Below are 20,053 nucleotides of genomic sequence, written 5' to 3'. Positions count from 1 at the left end.
GCCAGAGCCGATGGTACTGCGGTAAAACGTGGGAGAGTAGGTCGGTGCCACCCTTTATCACCTTTAATGGTGCAACATTGCAAAAGCCTTAGCTAATCACTAAGGCTTTTTGCGTGTCTTACTGTTTCTGCGAATCCCGAAACCTATAATCATCTCAACCACTCACCCGCGCAGCGAAAAAGATCGGGTGACAAATGGTGAAATCGCATCATGGCGTAACATAACTATTCACCGCTCTCTACTCACAAATCAACTACCCACCTCAACCCGCGTTAGGGATAGGAGCGGATACAGACCAGTGGATAAGTCCTGCAGGCGTATGAGCGTATAGCCCGGCCGAAGGAAACGCCTTTAAACAATAAATATCACGCTATATCCAACGAAACCAACCCTTAACTACTAACAGCTCATCATTCTCCACTCATCCGCATAGCGAAAAATATGCTTCCTGCCTTGGTATTGCAATAAGAGTTACCGATGTCATGTAGGGCTTAGTCCGATATGTTTTAAATTATATCCTCAGAAAGAACTTTCCGGTTGCACGGCCATACGGCCTGATATGCCTGATAATGCTATGGTAAATAAAAGTAATTCAAACTTTTATCTGTAATAACATAGACAAGCAAACTTAAAAAAAAATAAAAAGTTTGCTTGTCTTATTAAATAAATATTAAATTGCCATGTCAAGCTTTTATCCTATATTATATTTAAGAATATTGACATCATTAAAGGGCTGTACTATAATAAGTCAGCATCGCTTAGTGATTTGGAGTATTTTCACTGGGAAAAGCATCCCTACGTAGCCAAAAGAATTGCTGAATTGGTCAAGTCGGCTATTGTTAAGGAAGTAGGCATCCGGGCGTCAAGCGGTGGGAGAAAGCCCGCAACGTACTCATTGATACTAGATACCGGCTTTATCATTTCTGTAGCGAGAACCAGTTTCTGACGAGAATCGCAATTATTAATATGAATAATGAGTTTGTTGGTGGCGTTCAGGAGTTTGAAATAAACCTGACCGACAATGAAAGTGCAGTTCATTCATTAATAACATGTATTAAAAGTGTTATTGTGAGCTCGGCGCTACTGTTGGATAAGTTTTTGGCCATTGCTTTTACTATGCCGGGATTTATTGATGCTTTTTTAGGCAACAACCTGAGTTTTCTTAAATTTCCTGGCCAAACACTGGTAACCTATATTACGCAACAGATTGGATTGCCGGTATTAATTGAAAATGATTTTACCGCAATAGCTCTGGCCGAACAAAAGTTTGGCCTTCCACTTGCCCGTAATAATTCTATGATCGTGAACCTGGGATGGGGCGTTGGTCGGGGAATGATTATCAATAAGGAGATCTTTAAAGGGCATAGCGGATTTGCAGGTGAGTTTAGCCACTTGCCATTGCATAAGAATGGAAAGTTATGTTCATGCGGTAAGCAGGGCCGTCTGGAAACGGAAGCTTCCCTGCTGGCTATCGGAGCTAAGGCAGTGGAAGGCTCAAAACAAGGGGAAATCAGCAGTCTGGTAAAGTAGATGCTATTACAGCGGATAATATTATTGCCGAGGTGCTTAAAGGTGACGCTTTTGCGGTGAAGATTATCTCGGAAGCTGCTTATTTTAGAGGCCAGGGCCTGGCTATCCTACTACATTTAATGAATCCCGAAAGTATTATTTTTAGCGGAAAGGGAAGTGTTATGGGCAAGATATGGCTTACTCCAATTCAACGAGCCATGAATGAACATTGTATACCTCACTTAACCACCTATGCACAATTGGCGGTCTCCAATCTCGGCAACGACGCACAACTGCTGGGAGGAGTAACCACCGTTATTGAAAGCCTTTATAAACTAAGTCCGCAGGCAAATATTGCTGAGCCTGTCTGAACATATTCAAAACTTTTTTTACTCAATCAATTAATTTTATGCAACAATTTTATCTAACCTTAAAAAGGTGGGTGGTTCTGCTACTGCCTCTTTTTATCTCGGCAAAATTATTTGCCCAAACAAATGTTACGGGAGTGGTGCGCGATAATACCGGGCCTTTACCTGGTGTAACTGTACAGGTTGCCGGTACAAGCAACGGTACGCAAACCAATGCAAACGGTGCTTATAGCATCAAAGTAGCAAAAGGTACAGTACTGAGGTTTTCATCTGTAGGTTATACCGCACAGGAGGTTACAGTTGGTGATAACCCCGTTATCAACGTGACCCTTGCCGCCGGTAAAGGTGAATTAAATGAAGTAGTAGTTACTTCGTTTAGTATCAAGCGTCAGGAAAAAGCCTTGGGCTAGGCGACTACTACGATTACCGCCAAACAATTAACGGAGGCCGGGAATATAAACTTCGCTTCTGCATTGTACGGTAAGACCCCAGGTGTGAAGATCACTACTGCTCCCGGTGGTTCAAGCAGTGCCGTAAATGTGCAGATACGTGGTATTAACTCGCTTAACTACAACACACAGCCCCTTCACGTTGTGGAGGGTGTTATTATCCGTAAAAACAGAGAGGCTGGTGCCGGTGGTTCAAATAATGACGGATATTGGTCTGACCAGTGTATCAGGGGCAATGGTATCCTTGATATTAATCCGCAGGAGATTGAGACTCTTACCGTGTTAAAAGGTGCAAGTGCGACTGCCCTTTATCGCTCCGATGCGATGGGCGGTGCGATTGTGATCACTACCAAAAAAGGCTCAAAATCAAGAGGCCTTGGTGTTGATTTCAACTATGTAGGTACTACCGAGCAAGTAGCTTTTACTCCAAATTTTCAAAACGTTTACGGCTCGGGTTATGACCGTGCAACCAACCTTGCCGGTGGTTTTATCGAAGATGGCCGGTCAGCTGATTCTAATTCCCCAACAGGATACAGACCTCGTTTTAGCTCATATGCGCAGTTTGGCCCTAAAATGGAAGGCCAAAAAATCAGGCGGTGGGACGGTGAGATCAGGGATTACACTCCACAGCCAAATAGCTACAAGGACTTGTTTCAAGCTGGTTATAGCTCAAGCTGGCTAATTATACTACCCCAACAAGCAGGCTGGTATATCCAAGCATAGAAACCGGCTTTAATAGTCATTATAACGATGTTAAAGCTAAAGACAAACGCGATGCAAAAATATTCTGGGATGTAAATTAAGCAACCAGACTTTTAGTTGATTAGGCTGTCTACATTTGTAGGCAGCTTTTTTTTGTAATTTCGAAAACCACCCGGTTTTGCAATTACCTCATCAATACGGCCTCATTTACAAGACGACAGACGCAGAACTTAAGCGCTTTAAAGATAGGTAAAGGGCACTTTTAATTAGATTTAAGACCGGTATTATATCTTATCTGGTTCGCCCTCGTTATACCTGCTACATCCAGCACGCCTGTAAGGATTGTAAGTATCTTATTATTAATTGCTTACGCAAGCGTTTGCGCAAGTGTTTTTAATATTGCTTGCTATGACTTTCGGAAATTCTTCTGTACGAACTGAACTATAGTTAGATAGCCCTTTTTAGGGTATCTGACGGAGGGGTGCCATTTATATTTCTCTAAAAACCACCAAATTCAAACAAACGTTTGCGCTTTGAAAAGCAGATTGCTGGCATCTTTTTGATATATATTCACTACAATAAAATAAACCTTCTTTAATAATTCCTTTTGTACGTGTCACAGAATAGCTCAATAGATACTGATAAAATGCTTATGCATAGGATTGCTTCCGGTGATCAGAAGTCATTTACGGTTCTTTTTGAGCATTATTCTAAAATGATTTATCCATTTGCGCTTAAACTTACACGGTCAGAAGAGCTCGCTGAAGAAATTTTACAGGAGGTTTTCCTGAAAATTTGGCTTAACCGACAAAATCTTCCGGAGATTGAAAACCTGGGGGCTTATCTCAATCGCATATGTCGCAATTACGCATACAACACATTAAGGCGCATTGCTCATGAAAACCTGCTTGCTTCAGAACTGAGCAAACAAATGACCGGGGAAGTAAATAATACAGAAGAGGATGTTATTTATCGGGACATGGAGCGGTCACTTAACCAGGCTATAAATGGTCTTACGCCCCAGCAAAAACTTATCTATACATTATGCCATCAGGAAGGATTAAAATATAGCGAAGTGGCGGGCCGTTTAAATATCTCCTCCTCAACAGTTCACACTCATATGAAACTGGCCCTGAAATTTATCAGGAACCATTTTGTCCGTATTAATAGCCTTATCCTGTTTTGTTGGCTTTTTAAATAATGAAATTTATATACTTGACTATTAGTTAGTTATTGTAAATATCATAAAAAAGTTATTTTCAACTCACCCTCGCTTTCTTACTGTGTGTCAGTGTATATAAAGGGCCACATACGCGATCTGCTTTCCCGTAACCAATCCCTTTCATTATCATGGATAATAAACAACTCGGTAATTTACTGGACAGGTATATGAACAAAGAGACATCGGAGCAAGAAACTCAGCAGCTTTTTTTATATATCAATGATCCGCAGAACGAGCAACAGGTAACAGAATTGTTTGGCGATTTTTTAAATAAAGAAAGCGAAGAACGCATATTACCTGCTTACAGGCAGCAAGAGATCCTCAACCGCATCTTTGTGCATCAATCATCATCTGGAAAAAAGTTTAAACATAGCATATTAACCTGGACTAAATTGGCGGCTGCCATACTCTTGTTCATATTATGCGGGGTATATCTTCTTAAAAATAATGAACCGAAGTCCGCAGTGTTAACGGCTATAAATAAGCCAAAGGCTTTTGATAAAAAACCGAGGGGCAATAAGGCCATATTAACGCTTGGCAATGGCTCACAAATAGTCTTAGACTCAGCCCGTAACGGACTGCTTGTGCAGCAGGGTAATACGAAAATTATAAAATCGGCAAATGGGCATATTGTCTATAACAAAACACTTGCCGGAACTACTATCCCTATATACAATACTATGACAACGCCCCGCGGCGGCAAATATGATCTGGAATTATCCGATGGCACAAGGGTATGGCTCAATGCTTCCTCATCTATCACATATCCCATCGCTTTTTCCGGAACCGAACGCAGGGTGACCGTTACAGGCGAAGCCTATTTTGAAGTGGCAAAAAATAAAAATATGCCATTTAAAATTAATGTAAATGATAAAGAAGAAGTGCAGGTTTTAGGCACACACTTTAACATTATGGCCTACAGTGATGAGCCCCTGATCAAAACAACGTTGCTGGAGGGATCGGTAAGAATTGTAAAAAACAAAATAACGGGAATGTTAAAGCCGGGCCAACAGGCGCAACTTAATACCGACGGGAAATTATCTGTTACAAATGACGCGGATATCAACGAAGTTATGGCCTGGAAAAACGGGCAAACCCTGTTTGTAAATGAAGATTTAAAAACCATTATGCGGCAGGTATCCAGGTGGTATGATGTAGATGTGGAGTACCAGGGAGATATACCTGCACGCTTATTTACAGGAGGTATTTCCCGCGAATCAAACTTGTCTGTTTTGTTAAAAGTGCTGGAAATAAATAAAATACATTTTAGGGCAGCCGGAAAAAAATTAATAGTAACCCCCTAAACCTTATCAAATTAACCGAATAGTCACCTTAAACAATAACACATGGCATAAAAGATACTTACCACCCCATCATGCGGTTACAAAAAAAATCCGGCAGTGCTACCAACACCGCCGGGGTAGTATTTGGTTAACCCTTTCCTGATTTTATCAGGATAAAAAATCCAGTTTCAGATAATCTATCCAGTTAACCTAACTCCTAAAGTATGAATTTTTATACGCTTTTCAGGCCTTTGTTTTTTAAACACAGGCAACTCATTAAAACTTTCATGGTTATGAAATTTGTAGTTTTTTTTATGACATTGGCCTGTTTGCAGGCATCAGCTACAGGATATGCGCAGCAAGTAACACTTTCAGAAAAGAACATTTCCCTAAAAAAGGTTTTTACTGCCATACAAAACCAAACCAAATATATTATCTGGTACGAAGACCAGATATTGCATGGTACCCATAACATTGATATTTCATTAAGTCATGCTACGCTGCAACAGGCACTTACAGAATGCTTTAAAGATCAGCCTTTAACTTATACTATTGTTGACAAAACAATCGTAATTCAAAGAAAGAACCCGCAGGCATCGGTTGTAGAGGCTGCGAATGTAATAGTTAAGGGACAGTTAACCGACGAAAACGGAATACCCCTGCCCGGTGTAACTGTTAAGTTAAAAGGATCATCTGTTTCAATGGCAACCGACAACAAAGGTAATTATGCCTTATCACTACCTCAAGCCAGCGGCGTACTCGTTTTTAGCTTTTTGGGCTATGAAACACAGGAAGTTGCTATTAATGGTAGGGTAGAAATTAATGTCCAGCTAATACCACATAAAAGTGATCTTAACGAAGTTGTGGTTGTGGGCTTCGGTACTCAGAAAAAGGTTGACCTTACGGGTGCAGTTGATCAAATAAAAGGCAAAGATTTGCAAAGCAGGCCGGTAACTAACGTAGGCGACGCTTTGCAGGGCATGATGGCCAATCTGAACATCACTACCAATTATGGCGGTGGTTCTCCCGATGCAAAAAAAAGTATCAACGTGCGTGGTTTTACCGGTTACGGTGGCCAGCTTGCCAGTCCGCTGGTATTGGTTGACGGTGTAGAAACGGATATCAACTCCATCAATGTTAATGATATTGACAATATCAGTTTATTAAAGGATGCGGCTTCTTCGGCCGTTTATGGTTCAAGGGCACCAAACGGGGTTTTGCTGATCAGCACTAAACAGGGCAAAAAGAACCAGGCGCCACGTTTAAGTTATTCCAACAACTTCTCTTATTCGCAGCCATTAAATGAGCCCACGATGTCTAATTCACTGACATGGGCAAATACTTATAATGAAGCTTATACTAACGCGGGTTTACCGCCGCTGGTAACGGATGACGCTATAACAAGGATAAAAGCGTATTTGGCCGATCCGAAAAACGTACCTGCTACTATTCCGGTACCGGGAAGCAACAGTTGGGCTACTTACGATCCGGTATTTGGAAATGCAAATAACGATTGGTTTAAAATCTACCTTAAAAAATGGTCGGCCAGCCAACAGCACAATATGAGCCTTGATGGAGGCAGTGATAAAATAACCTATTTTATCGGATTAGGGTCGACCAAAAAAAATGGGTTATTTAATTATGCTGATGACAACTATCTGCGCAATAATATCAGGGCGAATGTTACTGCCGATCTTAATAAGTATGTAACTTTTAGCTTAAAAACATCTTTTTCGCAGGAAAATGACCATTATCCCTACAATGGCGGGGCCAATACCGGCGGTAACTTTTTTCACCAGATAGCAAGGTTATGGCCTATTGTTGCATTAACTGATCCTAACGGCGGCTATGATTCCAATTCGTACATAGCACAGCTGCAGCAAGGTGGCGCAAACAACAGCCGTACAAACAATAGCCGTATCAGTGGTGACATTACCATTAAACCAATGTCTGGTTGGGATATTACCGGTCATTATAGTTATGACTATAACAGTTATAACATTACATCAACCGTTTTGCCGTATTACTATTCTACTCCAAATAATCCGCATACATTAAGTAACACCATATCTTCCATCAATGAAAATTATGGCTTAACCAGTTATTATAACTACAATGTTTTCACCAGCTATGAAAAACGAATAGGTGGTCACTTTTTTAAAGTATTGGTAGGTGAGCAAACCGAACAAAAAACCTACTCAAACCTGAGTGGATATAATCAATACTTATATAGCACTAATCAACCATCGCTCGCGCTTACCAGCGGCACAACGCCATCAACAACAGATGCCGGCGGATATAGCTGGGCAACTAACAGTACCATTGGCCGTATTAATTATAATTATAAAGAGAAGTACCTGGTTGAGGCTAATGCAAGCTATATGGGCACTTCGCTTTTCCCACAAAGCTCAAGATATCATTTATTCAGTTCGGGATCTGTGGGATGGAACATGTCAAAAGAAGCTTTTTTTAAACCAATTGAAAAATGGGTAAGCAACCTCAAATTAAGAGCATCTTATGGCGGTTTGGGCGATATTTCATACTTCCTGAATGCCTCTCCGGCGGTTTATTATCCGGCTCTTAGTAGTTTACAAACCAACCCTGCAACTAATAGCCAATGGATTTTTAACCCGGGAAGCGGAGGGCGTTTGCCTTATGTTTCTAATCCCGGGAATTTGATTAGTCCTACCTTAACCTGGGCAAAACCATCAATGCTTGACATTGGGATTGATGTAGATTTCCTAACAGATTTCAGCATTACAGCCGATTGGTACAATAAAAAGATAACTGATCAGTTTGCTCCGTCTACCACGCCTCCCGGAACATTAGGCATTGCTGCTCCAACAGTAAACAACGCTTCTTCGAGCACCAAGGGCTGGGATCTTACTGCTTCGTGGAAGCATCAGTTTGGCGAATTTGGTGTGATAGCAAGAGCCAATATAGGCCACTATAAGGGAAAGATAACCAAATATGACGCTAATCCGCAGCAATTTATTAATCAGCCTTATGTTGGCCAGCAATTGGGCGCTATATGGGGTTTCAAAACTGTAGGCAAATTTCAAACGCAAGCGCAGGTTAGCGCCGCGCCAAACCAGGATGCCATTAACGCCAGCGGTTATAAGCCCGGAGATATACAATATGCAGACCTGAATAAGGATGGCAAAATTACCTATGGAAGTAATACAGTTGGTGATCCGGGAGACCGAACCATTATTGGTAACACTACACCGAAATATTTGTACGGCTTTTCGACGGGAGTAAATTGGCGAGGAATAGAACTTTATGTATTTATCCAGGGACAGGGACACACAGATTACGCCCCTGGCAATAACTACTTCTGGGGACTTACTTCAGAATATCAAAGTACTATAACACCTAAATTGGACGACAGGTGGACACCTACTAACACGAATGGCTATTTCCCAAGATTGGATATCAACAACGGCAGCAGTAAAAATCAAATCACCCAATCTGGTTATTTGTTAAATGCCGCGTACATGCGTTTAAAGAATGTGCAATTGGGTTATACCTTTCCTAATAGCCTTACTCAAAAATTCCATGTTTATCAGCTAAAACTATATGGCAGTGTTGATAATGCACTCACATTTACCGGCGCTCTGAAACACCAATACGTTGATCCTGAACTGCTGCAGTCGGATGAAAAGATCTATCCGCTGCAACGCAGCTTTTCTTTCGGCCTACAAATGAATATTAAATAACATTTAACGATCTGAGTTTATGAAACCGATAAAAATCACATATCTCTATACAGCAATTGTCTTGATGGCCATTTTTTCCTGCAAAAAGGATACATTGTTAAATCAAACTCCACCTACCAAACTTACCGAATCATCGTACTGGAATACTGCTAATGATCTGCAGAACTATATGAATAACCTTTATGGCATTGACGGAATATTTCCGCATTATCGGGGTTATAGCAGCTTAGGTATATACAGCGTTGACGAAAACAGCGACAATATGGTTCCGCAGGGCGAAAATGCCAGACTGAACGGAGAATTAACTGTTGCCGGCAGCGGTGGTTATGCTGATTGGAGCAGCATCCGTAATGTGAATTATTTTTTGGCTAACTATCAGAAAGTAAACGCATCGGCAAGTGATATTGCTCCCTATGTGGGCGAGGCTTATTTTTTCAGGGCTATGCTATATTATAAAGCAGTTAAAAGTTATGGCGATATGCCTTGGGTGAATAAACCCCTGAACATTGACGATAAAGATCTGTTGAATGCCCCCAGGCTGCCGCGCAATGTAGTGATAGATTCTATAGTTAACGATTTGGATAAGGCAATTGCAAAACTCCCAGCTAAAAGCAAAGCCCAGTCGCAGCGTTTATACAAGGAATATGCCCAGGGTTTTAAAGCACGGGTATGCTTGTTTGAAGGCACATGGGAAAAATATCATGCCAATGATGTGTTTGGTGTAAGCGGTCAAAATGGTAGTAAATATCTGCAATTAGCGTCTGATGCTGCCAATCAGGTTATCACCTCAGGCACATATCAACTTGATAATGCAGGCATACCTAACGGCTATTTTAATTTGTTTAACCAAACAGATTATACAAGCAGCAAAGAGATTATGTTTTGGGGGGCCTATAACCAACAGGCAGGCATCACCACCTACTGGCAAAATTATTACCAGTTTGGTTCCGATGGATCTGAATCTACAGGTATTTCAAAAAGTTTGGTAGATGATTATTTATGTACAGATGGCCAACCAGCCAGTATAAGCCCGCAATATAAAGGCGATGATTCGCTTAGTCATGTTGTTAAAAACCGCGATCCGCGATTAAGGCAAAGTGTGTTTTTGTATGGCGATACGGTGATATCAAACGTGCCCGGCGGAACACCAATTAAACTGTTCACTTATCCCGCACTGATAGCAGGCGACAATTGTACAACAGGTTTCCAGATTAGAAAAGGACTGAATACCGACTTTTTCCAGGATAGCCATAACGGGCCCGGAGGTACGGATGGGGTTATTTACATGCGTTATGCCGAAATTTTATTGATTTACGCGGAAGCGCGTGCCGAATTAGGCGTACTGACCCAGGCCGATGCAGATAATACCATCAATAAATTAAGGGATAGGGTAAAAATGCCGCATTTAAATATCAGCGCCATCGCTACAGATCCTAAATGGGCTTTCCCCGAACTATCGCCAGTTATCAACGAGATTAGACGGGAGCGCCGGGTTGAATTGGCCTGCGAGGGGTATCGTTTTGATGATATATGCCGCTGGGCTGCAGCATCTGCACTGGTTGTACATAAACAGCCATTAGGAACAATGGCCAAACAATTCCTGACTGTTTTGCCAACTATTGTTATTGGGAAAAACCTGTTTGTTAATGCACAGGGATATATACAGCCTTATGCACAGGTGAGCAGTATGGCCAATGGCTACAACTTTAATCCGGGCCGGGATTATCTTTTACCTATTTCCTTACAGGAAACTACCGTAAATCCTAAAATAAAACAAAATCCGGGTTGGTAAATGACTAACAGCTTTAGCCGGGGTGGTAACGGCATTGTTGTTAAAAAGAGCCCTTCTCCGGAAGGGTTCTTTATGATACACCAGGTTGCAATATAGCTGTCAACAGCCTGTGATTAACAGATTGCGCAACCTATTATAGCACAAATATGAAAAGAAGAGATCTAATAAAAAGGGTAGGGTTGGCTGCCGGAACAATAGCCTTGAATAAGCCGATGGCAGCCATGTCTGCTGTTAACGCCCATAAAAAGCAGAAGGTTTTGCGGATAGCACATATTACAGATGTTCATATCCGGCCTGAATATAATGCCGTAGCGCGGTTTAAAAAATGCCTGGAGATGATCCGCAAGGATAATGTAGACCTGATCCTGAACGGTGGCGACTCGATTTACGCGGCAGACTACAGCGATATAAAAAAGGAGAGGGTGCTGGAATTATGGTCATGTTGGAAAGATAGCGTTGCCCTGGTAAAAGATATTCCAATGTACAGTGTATTGGGTAACCATGATATGTGGTGGCAGGGAAAGGGTGACGAATTATTTGGTAAGCCTGGTGTGCTTAAAATGCTGGGGTTACAGAATAACTATTACAGCTTTAACAAAAACGGCTGGCATTTTATTATGCTTGACAGTAATCATCCCAAAACACCGGGTATGCTGGATGACGAACAATGGAACTGGTTTGTGCAGGATGTACAAAGCCACCAGGATAAACCAACACTCATCATGTCGCATTACCCATTGCTGAGCTGTACTGGTATTACCGATAACAAACCCGGGGCTATAGGGCCGTTTAAGGTAGAAGGCAGCTACAATCACCTGGATATTATGAAATTTATAGAGGTGTTTAACCATAATAAAAACATCAGGATATGCCTGAGCGGGCATGTTCATTTACTGGATAAGGTTTGGTATAACGGTGTAAGTTATTTGTGTAATGGGGCCACAAGTGGTTTTTGGTGGGAACCCGGCGATGATGGTAAAAGTTCGTATAAGCAAACAGAACCTGGATACTCATTATTAAACTTCTATAATGATGGTAGCTTTGATGATGAATATATTAAATACGAAACGTTAATTAAGTAAATGAAAAATCTATTATTGGTATTAGCGATAAGCTTTTGCTCTGTAGCTCATGCGCAAAATTACACAGCCGTTGTTCCCGAGCCGGTATCTTTGGTTCAGGGTAAAGGTACATTTGTAATTGACAACCATACCTCCTTGATCATTCCGTCAGGTAGCCCCGAGCTTACCGCCCAGGGCAACCGTGCTAATGAATGGATCAACACGCTGCTGGGTTTTACATTGCCTGTAAAAAACAAAACAACTGCTTCGGAACGCTCTATTAAGCTATTGTTGAACCCAACATTAAACAATCCAATTAATGACGAAGGTTACGAGCTATCCATTACGGAGCATGAAGTAAAACTGCAGGCACGTAAAACAGCAGGTATATTTTATGGCTTACAAACCATGCGGCAACTGCTTTCTCTTTCAAGCGAAGCCAATAAGCAGCAACATAGCCTGCCTGCTGTAGAAATCATTGATTATCCCCGGTTAAAATGGCGCGGGCTGATGCTTGATGTAAGCCGGCACTTTTTTTCAAAAGACTTTGTGAAAAAATATATTGATGATATGGCCCGCTATAAATTCAATATCTTTCACTGGCACTTAACAGATGATCAGGGATGGCGCATTGAAATAAAATCACTGCCCCGCTTAACGGAAGTGGGTGCCTGGCGTGTGCCCAGAACAGGGCAGTGGTGGTCTTATGATCCGCCTCAAAAAAACGAAAAGGCTACTTATGGCGGGTATTATACGCAGCAGGATATAAAAGAAGTTATTGCCTACGCAGCCGAAAGAAATATAACCATTGTACCCGAAATTGATGTCCCAGGTCATTCGTTGGCAGCCATTGCAGCCTATCCTTATTTGTCTGCAACTGGCTACATTTACCCCGTAAACCCCGGAAGTAAATTTTATAATATTGACGATAATACCTTAAACCCCGCAGACGAACGCGTGTATACCTTTCTGGATAAAGTTTTTACTGAAGTAGCTGCTTTATTTCCGGGAGATTACATCCATATCGGCGGCGACGAAGCCACAAAGTACTTCTGGCAGCAGTCGGCAGTTGTGCAGGATTTTATGAAACAACAGGGGATAAAGACGGAGCATGAATTACAAAGCTATTTTATAAAAAGAGTAGAAAAAATCCTGAAGAAAAAGAAGAAAAAATTAATTGGCTGGAATGAAATTCTGGAAGGTGGGCTGGCTCCTGAAGCAACAGTGATGAGCTGGCAAGGTATGCAGGGGGGGATAGATGCAGCCAAACAGGGGCATCAGGTTATTTTTACTCCGAGCAGTAATACATACCTGGATCTTTACCAGGGAGATCCGCTGTTAGAACCTGACACATACGACATGTTGCGTTTACAAACAGCGTATCAATGGAGCCCTGTTCCAACAGGAATAGACAGCACATTGGTTTTGGGAGGACAGGGCAATTTATGGTCGGAGGCTGTGCCTAACGGGCGGCATGCCGAATACATGACATGGCCGCGATCACTGGCATTATCCGAAGTTTTTTGGTCGCCACAGGCAAAACAAAATTGGATTGGTTTTCAAAAAAAATTAGAGCCTCAATTTAAAATTTTGGATGCTGCGCAAATCAATTATTCCAAAGCAGCCTTTGATGTGCTTGCAACTGCAAAACTTGATGAGCAAAAACAGTTATTGGTTTCGCTTAGTACCGATATCGACAGTCTGAATATTTACTACACCCTTGATAATACCAACCCTGATACATCTTGCGCCCGTTATAACGGCACTCCAATAGTTATTCCCAAAGGTATCTACCAAATAAGGGCACAAGCATTTAAAGGAAATGCTGCCGCAGGAAAATTGTTGATTGTCCCGCGCGAAGAATTAGAAAAAAGGGCCAGGTAATAAATTGTCCGGTTTCTAAAATGTAAACTAAGTAAATGAAAAATCTATTATCTATAATAGCTATGGGCTTTTGCTCTACAGCTTATGCACAAAATTATACAGCCATTAGCTCAAGCGATTCCAAACAGGAAATTGTAAATAAAGCCGCGCACATTACTCCTTCACCAAGGCAATTACGCTGGCAGCAGTTGGAATTTACCGCGTTTTTCCACTTTGGCATGAACACCTTTACCAACCAGGAATGGGGCAGTGGCAAAGAAGACACTAAGCTGTTTAATCCAACTCAGCTGGATGCCGGCCAATGGGTACGTACCAGTAAACAGGCGGGGATAAAACAGGTGATCATTACGGCCAAACATCATGACGGCTTTTGTCTTTGGCCCAGTAAGTACACGGAACATTCTGTAAAAAATAGTCCCTGGAAAAACGGGCAGGGTGATGTAGTAAAAGAAGTTGCCGAGGCCTGCCATGCTCAGGGTGTTGGTTTTGGTATTTATCTTTCACCATGGGACAGGAATAATCCTGATTATGGCGACACCGAAAAGTACAATGCCTATTTCATGAACCAGCTAACCGAATTATTAAGTAATTACGGCCGGGTTGATGAGGTTTGGTTTGATGGTGCTAATGGTGAGGGCCCTAACGGCAAAAAAACAGTATATCATTTTGAAGAATGGTATAGCCTGATCCGTAAGCTGCAACCGGGCGCGGTTATAGCCATCATGGGTCCTGATGTACGCTGGGTTGGTACCGAAAGCGGTTATGGCCGTTTATCGGAGTGGAGTGTTGTTCCAATTGACAAGCAAACCAATGCTGGTACCGCTCAAAATTCGCAAAAGGATATCGCCTTTGCGCCAAAGGGAGATATGACGGGTGATGACCTCGGTAGCCGGGATAAGATTGGCAACGCGCAGGCCCTTGCCTGGTATCCCGCCGAAACAGATGTATCCATCAGGCCGGGATGGTTTTATCATGAGGCGGAGGACAATAAAGTAAAATCTCCCGAAAGGCTATTGGATATCTATTATAGTTCTGTAGGCCGTAATTCGGTTTTACTGCTCAATATCCCGCCTGATAAAAGAGGCCTGATCAATGAGCACGATCAGAAAAATCTTTTGGAATGGAAAAACATCATCGACAAAACTTTTAAAAACAACCTTGTAAAAGCAGCACGGATCAGCTCAAAAAATGGCATCAATACCGCTGCCCTGGCAAAAGGCGGTCTGGACAATTACTGGACTACAAAGGGGCGGGATACATCGTCGGTAATACAGATCACCCTGAGCAAACCACAAACATTTGATGTGCTGTGCCTTCAGGAAAACATCACCGTTGGCCAGCGTATTGAAAAGTTTAGCCTTGAATATTTTAATGGAACAACCTGGGAGCAAGCTGCCGAAGGCACCACTGTTGGCGCGAAACGATTGATCCGGTTTAACGCCATAACCGCGCAAAAGGTAAGATTAAAAATACTGGCGTCCAGGTTAAACCCAACTTTAACAACCCTGGGCTTATTTAAACAATTTACAGGGAACTAAAACCAGTAATAAAGACTATTTAAAAGATGAAGGGCCTGCCCGGCAGATCGAAAGCATCTTATATAAAATACCATAACTCATAAAATGAAAAAAATATTAGTTTTAATCCTATTTGCATTTTTTAGTGCAGGATCTGTTTCTGCTCAAAATACTGCTAAATCCGGGAACATTATAGTTATATCTATAGACGGCCTCCGGTGGAAAGAAATTTTTCACGGTGCAGAAAAACAGCTCATTACCGGTAAAAAATTTAACTCACAGGATTCCGCTCAACGTATCAATAAATATTGGGCCGAAGATCAGCAGGACCGCCGGGCCAAACTCATGCCTTTTGTTTGGGGCACAATTGAAAAAAATGGCCAGTTATATGGTAACCGAGATCTGGGAAGCCTGGTAAACGTTAAAAATACCTATTGGTTCTCATACCCGGGCCGCAGCGAAAATTTAACAGGCTATGCCGATCCTAAAGTAAATTCAAATGATTACCCGGATAATCCTAACAAAAATGTGCTGGAATTTATTAATCAGCAAAAGGGATATACTAAAAAAGTGGTGGCTTTTGCCTCATGGGATGCCGTTGCCAGGATTATTAACCGTAACCGGAACGGTATGCTGGTAAATAACCCCTTTGAAGACCTGAAAGGAAACGATTTGACAGAAGCCGAGAAATTGGCTAACGAAATACAGCATTATGAACCTAAAATCTGGGGCAATGGCGAACGCCTGGATGCTACAACCTATGCGCTGGCAAAATCGTACATCATGGCCAAACACCCCAAAGTGGTTTACCTTGACCTGGCAGATACCGACGACCAGGCGCATGAAGGTAGATATGACTTTTACCTGGATGCTATACATAGTATAGATGCCATGATAGGTAAACTGTGGACGTATGTACAAAACGATCCGTTTTATAAAAACAATACCACCATTATGATTATGCCTGATCATGGCAGGGGCGATGGAAACCAATGGACGAGCCATGGCGCCAGCATTCCGCATGCAAATGATACCTGGCTAATGGTTTTGGGCCCTAAAGTAAAACGTTTGGGGGAAGTAAAGGATAACGGACAGATATACCAGGATCAATATGCAAAAACCATCGCCGGGTTATTAGGGTTCAATTTTACTTCCGTAAATCCTATCGGCGATCCCGTTCCAAGTGTTGTTGAGTAAGTTTCTGATAGTCAATAAATAACCATTCGGCGTGAGTGGCCGGATAATACCTGATATAAATTTTTTATGAACAAGACCCTCTTTTTATTTTTCTTGGTGCTGTGCGGACAGACCGCTTTTTCACAGCAAAGCAACGAAGTATTGATTATTCCCAAACCCGCCTTTGCTGAAAAAGGTGTTGGCCAATTTGTTATTAACCAGCGCACCGGCATTGTAGCCAAAAAAGCTGATGCCCAAAAGGTAGCAGGCATGTTCAATTATTTTTTGAAAAAAAAGTATGGGTTTGCCTTAAAAATTAACAGCGTAGCGTCTGCTGGCGCCATTGTTTTAAATACAGCCCCAATTGCAAAATTATCAGGCGAAGCCTATCAACTTAAAGTAACCGGTAAAGGCGTAAACATATCCGGAAGCCGCGCCGGTGTATTTTATGGTGTTCAATCATTGTTACAACTCATTGAGCAAAAGGATAAGCAGTTATCAGTGCCGTTAGTAAACATTAATGATGAGCCTAACTTTGCTTACCGCGGTTTGATGTTGGATGTTGGCCGGCACTTTTTTGATACTGCTGAAATCAAGAAGATACTGGACGTGATGGCTTCTTTAAAACTAAATACCCTGCACTGGCATTTAACTGACGACCAGGGGTGGCGCCTGGAAATAAAAAAATATCCCAAATTAACGGGTATCAGTGCCTGGCGCGATTCGACAATTATTGGAGGCTATGGCGATTTTAAGCCATTTATTTACGACGGAAAAAAGAGCGGCGGATTTTATACCCAGGAGCAGGCCCGTGAAATTGTAAAATATGCGGCCGAAAGAAATATCGAGGTAATACCCGAAATTGAAATGCCCGGCCACTGTACCGCGGTATTGGCCGCTTATCCTGAATTAGGCAACGGAAGCCCCGCTTATAAAGTGCCCGGCTATTGGGGCGTACATAGTACTATTTATAATCCGGGCGAACCCACCTTTAAGTTTTTACAGGACGTTTTAACCGAGGTTATGGCCATTTTTCCAAGTAAATATATTCACATTGGTGCAGATGAAGTGCCTAAGGACGAATGGAAAAGTTCGGCCCTGGCGCAAAAAATTATCCATGAAAACAATTTGAAAGATGAACATGAATTGCAGAGCTGGTTTGTAAACCGCATAGAAAAATTTTTAAATAAAAATGGCAAAAACCTTATTGGCTGGGACGAGATACTGGAAGGTGGCCTTACTGCAAATGCCACTGTAATGAGCTGGAGGGGCGAAGCTGGTGGTATCCAGGCAGCAAAAGAGGGGCATAATGTAATTATGTCGCCTAATAGCAATATGTATGTAGATCATGGCCAGGCTAAAGACAGCAAAACAGAGCCTTTAGTTATTGGAGGTTTCCTGCCATTAGATGTGGTTTATAATTATAACCCGCGCCCATCGGCATTAAATGCTGACCAGCAAAAATATATTTTAGGTGTACAGGCTAATATGTGGACGGAGTATGTGGCAACAAACAATAAACTGGAATATATGCTTTTTCCGCGTGCCATTGCACTTGCAGAGGTAGGGTGGACAAAAAACGAAAACAAGAATTACCAGGATTTCACGGAGCAGCGGCTTCCAATAGTACTGGCCGACCTGGAGCGATCTGGCATAAACTACAGGATCCCGGAAGCCGATGTTGTTATTAGTAATGATCCGCAAACTCAAAGAAAAAGGATAGCCATTACCCCCCTTGTTGCAGGAAGCAAAGTATACTATACAATAGACGGACATAAAGCCGACAATACCGCCAATCTGTATTCGGCTTCCATAATAACACCCGTTACCAATGGCAGGCCTTTAACTTTAAAGTATATCGTAGTAACCCCCGAAAACAGAACGAGTAATGAGTTTACTATTGATATTAAGTAAATAATAATCAACTCCTACCGCATCACGAAATGGACATTAACCCGGATTCGGAATAAAAAAACCAGCCCCCATGTGGAAGTACTTTTAAACCGCCTTGTCATAAATAGAGGGCTGTTAGTAGCCGCGCTTATCGTAATGTCATTTTTTGTGGGGCCCCAGGTAAAACAACGCCCTTAAACGTTGCAGAAGGTCATCTGTGTTTACGCAGATGACCCAAAGCGTCTTTTTCGCGAATAAAAAGGTGCCACAAATCACGCAACATTATTGTGACTGTTATGGAGGGCTAAAATTGCCTTCTGATTAGCAAAATTAAGGAGCAATTTAAAAATCCAAAGGTTCCAATCCCTTACGGAAAAACGCCTGCTGAATTTATGGAGTTGTTAACAACAGCCTCAAACCACTACAGATAGCCTTTGAGGCTAAGTTTTAATTTGCTGAAAAACGTTGGTCTTTAGTTTACGCAAACGTTTGTCTGAAATTTGGGCAATCACATTGCCGGTAAACTTGAATAGCGATATAACAGAATGAAGTACTAAGCTTTACCGCTTGCTTTAACATTCATAGTTGCAGGTTTTTTGCAACGCTAAACAAATAATAAGCGTTTAAGGATATTTATTTATTCTAACCCGGCAGCAATCGGCTTGCATTAATCAAACGTTTGCGTAGTGTTTGAACTGTTTCATATGCCCAAAACAACGGCCCGATCAACTAACTTCCAGTATTCTTAAAGATTTGTTTATGAATCCTTAAGGATTTGATCATGTTTAATTTATGAAAACGCCTTTGGCTACCGGTTCCGGGGCGTGCCGTCTTTTGGGATACTGAAATAATGGAATATTACAGCAAATTAACGGATGAGAAATTGATCCTGCTTTTAAAAGGGAGCGATCATAAAGCTTATGCCCAAATTTATGACCGCTATAAATTTATCCTTCATGCGCATGCAATTAATAAATTGCGCGACCGCGAAGAAGCCATGGATATTATTCAGGAAGTTTTCACCTATTTGTGGGCTAAGCGTGAACAGATCGAGTTTACCGGAAGCTTGTCGGGCTATTTATATGGCGCTGTCAGGAACGCCATCCTGAATAAAATGTCCCGTAACCGGGTTCATGAAAAATATCATGACGCAATGAAAGCATTTGCATTACATGAACAGGTAGTAACTGATCATCGTGTTAGAGAAAACCTGCTACGGGAAAGTATTGAACGGGAAATTGCTATGCTACCTCCTAAAATGAAAGCGATATTTATAATGAGCAGAAAAGAGTATCTAAGCCACAGGGAGATTGCCTGGAAATTGGAGATATCAGAACAAACCGTAAGTAAACAAATCACCAACGCTTTAAAAATTTTGAAAGTAAAATTGGGTATAGTTATATACCTGTTGGTGTTCTTGCATTTATAAACCAAACAATAAAATATTTTTTTATTTCATCTACCTGTATAGCCCTTTG

General features: G+C 41.7%; 14 protein-coding genes. All 14 read left to right on the top strand.

Annotated elements, in window-relative coordinates; translation table 11 throughout:
• Positions 1 to 966: 966 nt before the first annotated feature.
• The 14 genes from EAH55_RS30705 (at position 967) to EAH55_RS30640 (ending at position 20,004) form a co-directional block, all read left to right on the top strand.
• The gene (locus EAH55_RS30705) at positions 967 to 1,530 is read left to right on the top strand and encodes an ROK family protein (protein WP_121813066.1); all 564 of its coding nucleotides are present in this window, start codon (positions 967 to 969) and stop codon (positions 1,528 to 1,530) included.
• A gap of 5 nt (positions 1,531 to 1,535) precedes the next feature.
• Positions 1,536 to 1,880 carry an ROK family protein gene (locus EAH55_RS30700; protein ID WP_121813065.1) on the top strand — a complete coding sequence of 115 codons (345 nt, stop codon included), beginning with the start codon at positions 1,536 to 1,538 and terminating at the stop codon, positions 1,878 to 1,880.
• A 38-nt stretch (positions 1,881 to 1,918) separates the two neighbouring features.
• The gene (locus tag EAH55_RS30695; RefSeq protein WP_121813064.1) at positions 1,919 to 2,287 is read left to right on the top strand and encodes a carboxypeptidase-like regulatory domain-containing protein; all 369 of its coding nucleotides are present in this window, start codon (positions 1,919 to 1,921) and stop codon (positions 2,285 to 2,287) included.
• Between the two features lie 12 nt (positions 2,288 to 2,299).
• A complete protein-coding gene (locus EAH55_RS30690; RefSeq protein ID WP_121813063.1) occupies positions 2,300 to 3,049 on the top strand; it encodes a TonB-dependent receptor plug domain-containing protein in 750 nt (249 codons plus the stop codon).
• Positions 3,050 to 3,674: 625 nt separating this feature from the next.
• Positions 3,675 to 4,229 carry an RNA polymerase sigma factor gene (locus EAH55_RS30685; RefSeq protein WP_317127621.1) on the top strand — a complete coding sequence of 185 codons (555 nt, stop codon included), beginning with the start codon at positions 3,675 to 3,677 and terminating at the stop codon, positions 4,227 to 4,229.
• Between the two features lie 149 nt (positions 4,230 to 4,378).
• Positions 4,379 to 5,554, top strand: coding sequence for a FecR family protein (locus EAH55_RS30680; protein ID WP_121813061.1), 1,176 nt, complete (start codon positions 4,379 to 4,381; stop codon positions 5,552 to 5,554).
• Between the two features lie 272 nt (positions 5,555 to 5,826).
• Complete coding sequence (locus tag EAH55_RS30675; RefSeq protein ID WP_162997121.1) at positions 5,827 to 9,252, top strand: TonB-dependent receptor; 3,426 nt, start codon at positions 5,827 to 5,829, stop codon at positions 9,250 to 9,252.
• A gap of 19 nt (positions 9,253 to 9,271) precedes the next feature.
• On the top strand, positions 9,272 to 11,044 hold the full coding sequence (locus tag EAH55_RS30670) for a RagB/SusD family nutrient uptake outer membrane protein (protein ID WP_121813059.1): 1,773 nt from the start codon (positions 9,272 to 9,274) through the stop codon (positions 11,042 to 11,044).
• Between the two features lie 146 nt (positions 11,045 to 11,190).
• Positions 11,191 to 12,126: a metallophosphoesterase family protein gene (locus EAH55_RS30665; protein WP_121813058.1), complete on the top strand. Its 936-nt coding sequence runs from the start codon at positions 11,191 to 11,193 to the stop codon at positions 12,124 to 12,126.
• Positions 12,127 to 13,989 carry a beta-N-acetylhexosaminidase gene (locus EAH55_RS30660; protein ID WP_121813057.1) on the top strand — a complete coding sequence of 621 codons (1,863 nt, stop codon included), beginning with the start codon at positions 12,127 to 12,129 and terminating at the stop codon, positions 13,987 to 13,989. It begins immediately after the preceding gene.
• Between the two features lie 35 nt (positions 13,990 to 14,024).
• A complete protein-coding gene (locus EAH55_RS30655; protein ID WP_121813056.1) occupies positions 14,025 to 15,527 on the top strand; it encodes an alpha-L-fucosidase in 1,503 nt (500 codons plus the stop codon).
• Between the two features lie 84 nt (positions 15,528 to 15,611).
• Positions 15,612 to 16,703: an alkaline phosphatase family protein gene (locus EAH55_RS30650; RefSeq protein WP_121813055.1), complete on the top strand. Its 1,092-nt coding sequence runs from the start codon at positions 15,612 to 15,614 to the stop codon at positions 16,701 to 16,703.
• Between the two features lie 66 nt (positions 16,704 to 16,769).
• Positions 16,770 to 18,596 (top strand): beta-N-acetylhexosaminidase, encoded by a 1,827-nt coding sequence (locus tag EAH55_RS30645; protein ID WP_121813054.1) that lies wholly within the window; start codon positions 16,770 to 16,772, stop codon positions 18,594 to 18,596.
• A gap of 829 nt (positions 18,597 to 19,425) precedes the next feature.
• Complete coding sequence (locus tag EAH55_RS30640) at positions 19,426 to 20,004, top strand: RNA polymerase sigma factor (protein WP_121813053.1); 579 nt, start codon at positions 19,426 to 19,428, stop codon at positions 20,002 to 20,004.
• Positions 20,005 to 20,053 lie beyond the last annotated feature (49 nt).

The sequence above is a fragment of the Mucilaginibacter kameinonensis genome (assembly GCF_003675385.1).
Taxonomy (GTDB): Bacteria; Bacteroidota; Bacteroidia; order Sphingobacteriales; family Sphingobacteriaceae; genus Mucilaginibacter; species Mucilaginibacter kameinonensis.
The sequence above is the reverse complement of the archived record's forward strand: the minus strand, read 5'-3'. Positions and strand labels throughout refer to the sequence as shown.

Excerpts from the sequence above, each read along its gene's own strand:
- EAH55_RS30705 (WP_121813066.1), top strand. The coding sequence starts at position 967 with ATGAATAATGAGTTTGTTGGTGGCGTTCAGGAGTTTGAAATAAACCTG.
- EAH55_RS30695 (WP_121813064.1), top strand. The coding sequence starts at position 1,919 with ATGCAACAATTTTATCTAACCTTAAAAAGGTGGGTGGTTCTGCTACTG.
- EAH55_RS30685 (WP_317127621.1), top strand. The coding sequence starts at position 3,675 with ATGCTTATGCATAGGATTGCTTCCGGTGATCAGAAGTCATTTACGGTT.
- EAH55_RS30680 (WP_121813061.1), top strand. The coding sequence starts at position 4,379 with ATGGATAATAAACAACTCGGTAATTTACTGGACAGGTATATGAACAAA.
- EAH55_RS30675 (WP_162997121.1), top strand. The coding sequence starts at position 5,827 with ATGAAATTTGTAGTTTTTTTTATGACATTGGCCTGTTTGCAGGCATCA.
- EAH55_RS30670 (WP_121813059.1), top strand. The coding sequence starts at position 9,272 with ATGAAACCGATAAAAATCACATATCTCTATACAGCAATTGTCTTGATG.
- EAH55_RS30665 (WP_121813058.1), top strand. The coding sequence starts at position 11,191 with ATGAAAAGAAGAGATCTAATAAAAAGGGTAGGGTTGGCTGCCGGAACA.
- EAH55_RS30660 (WP_121813057.1), top strand. The coding sequence starts at position 12,127 with ATGAAAAATCTATTATTGGTATTAGCGATAAGCTTTTGCTCTGTAGCT.
- EAH55_RS30655 (WP_121813056.1), top strand. The coding sequence starts at position 14,025 with ATGAAAAATCTATTATCTATAATAGCTATGGGCTTTTGCTCTACAGCT.
- EAH55_RS30650 (WP_121813055.1), top strand. The coding sequence starts at position 15,612 with ATGAAAAAAATATTAGTTTTAATCCTATTTGCATTTTTTAGTGCAGGA.
- EAH55_RS30645 (WP_121813054.1), top strand. The coding sequence starts at position 16,770 with ATGAACAAGACCCTCTTTTTATTTTTCTTGGTGCTGTGCGGACAGACC.
- EAH55_RS30640 (WP_121813053.1), top strand. The coding sequence starts at position 19,426 with ATGGAATATTACAGCAAATTAACGGATGAGAAATTGATCCTGCTTTTA.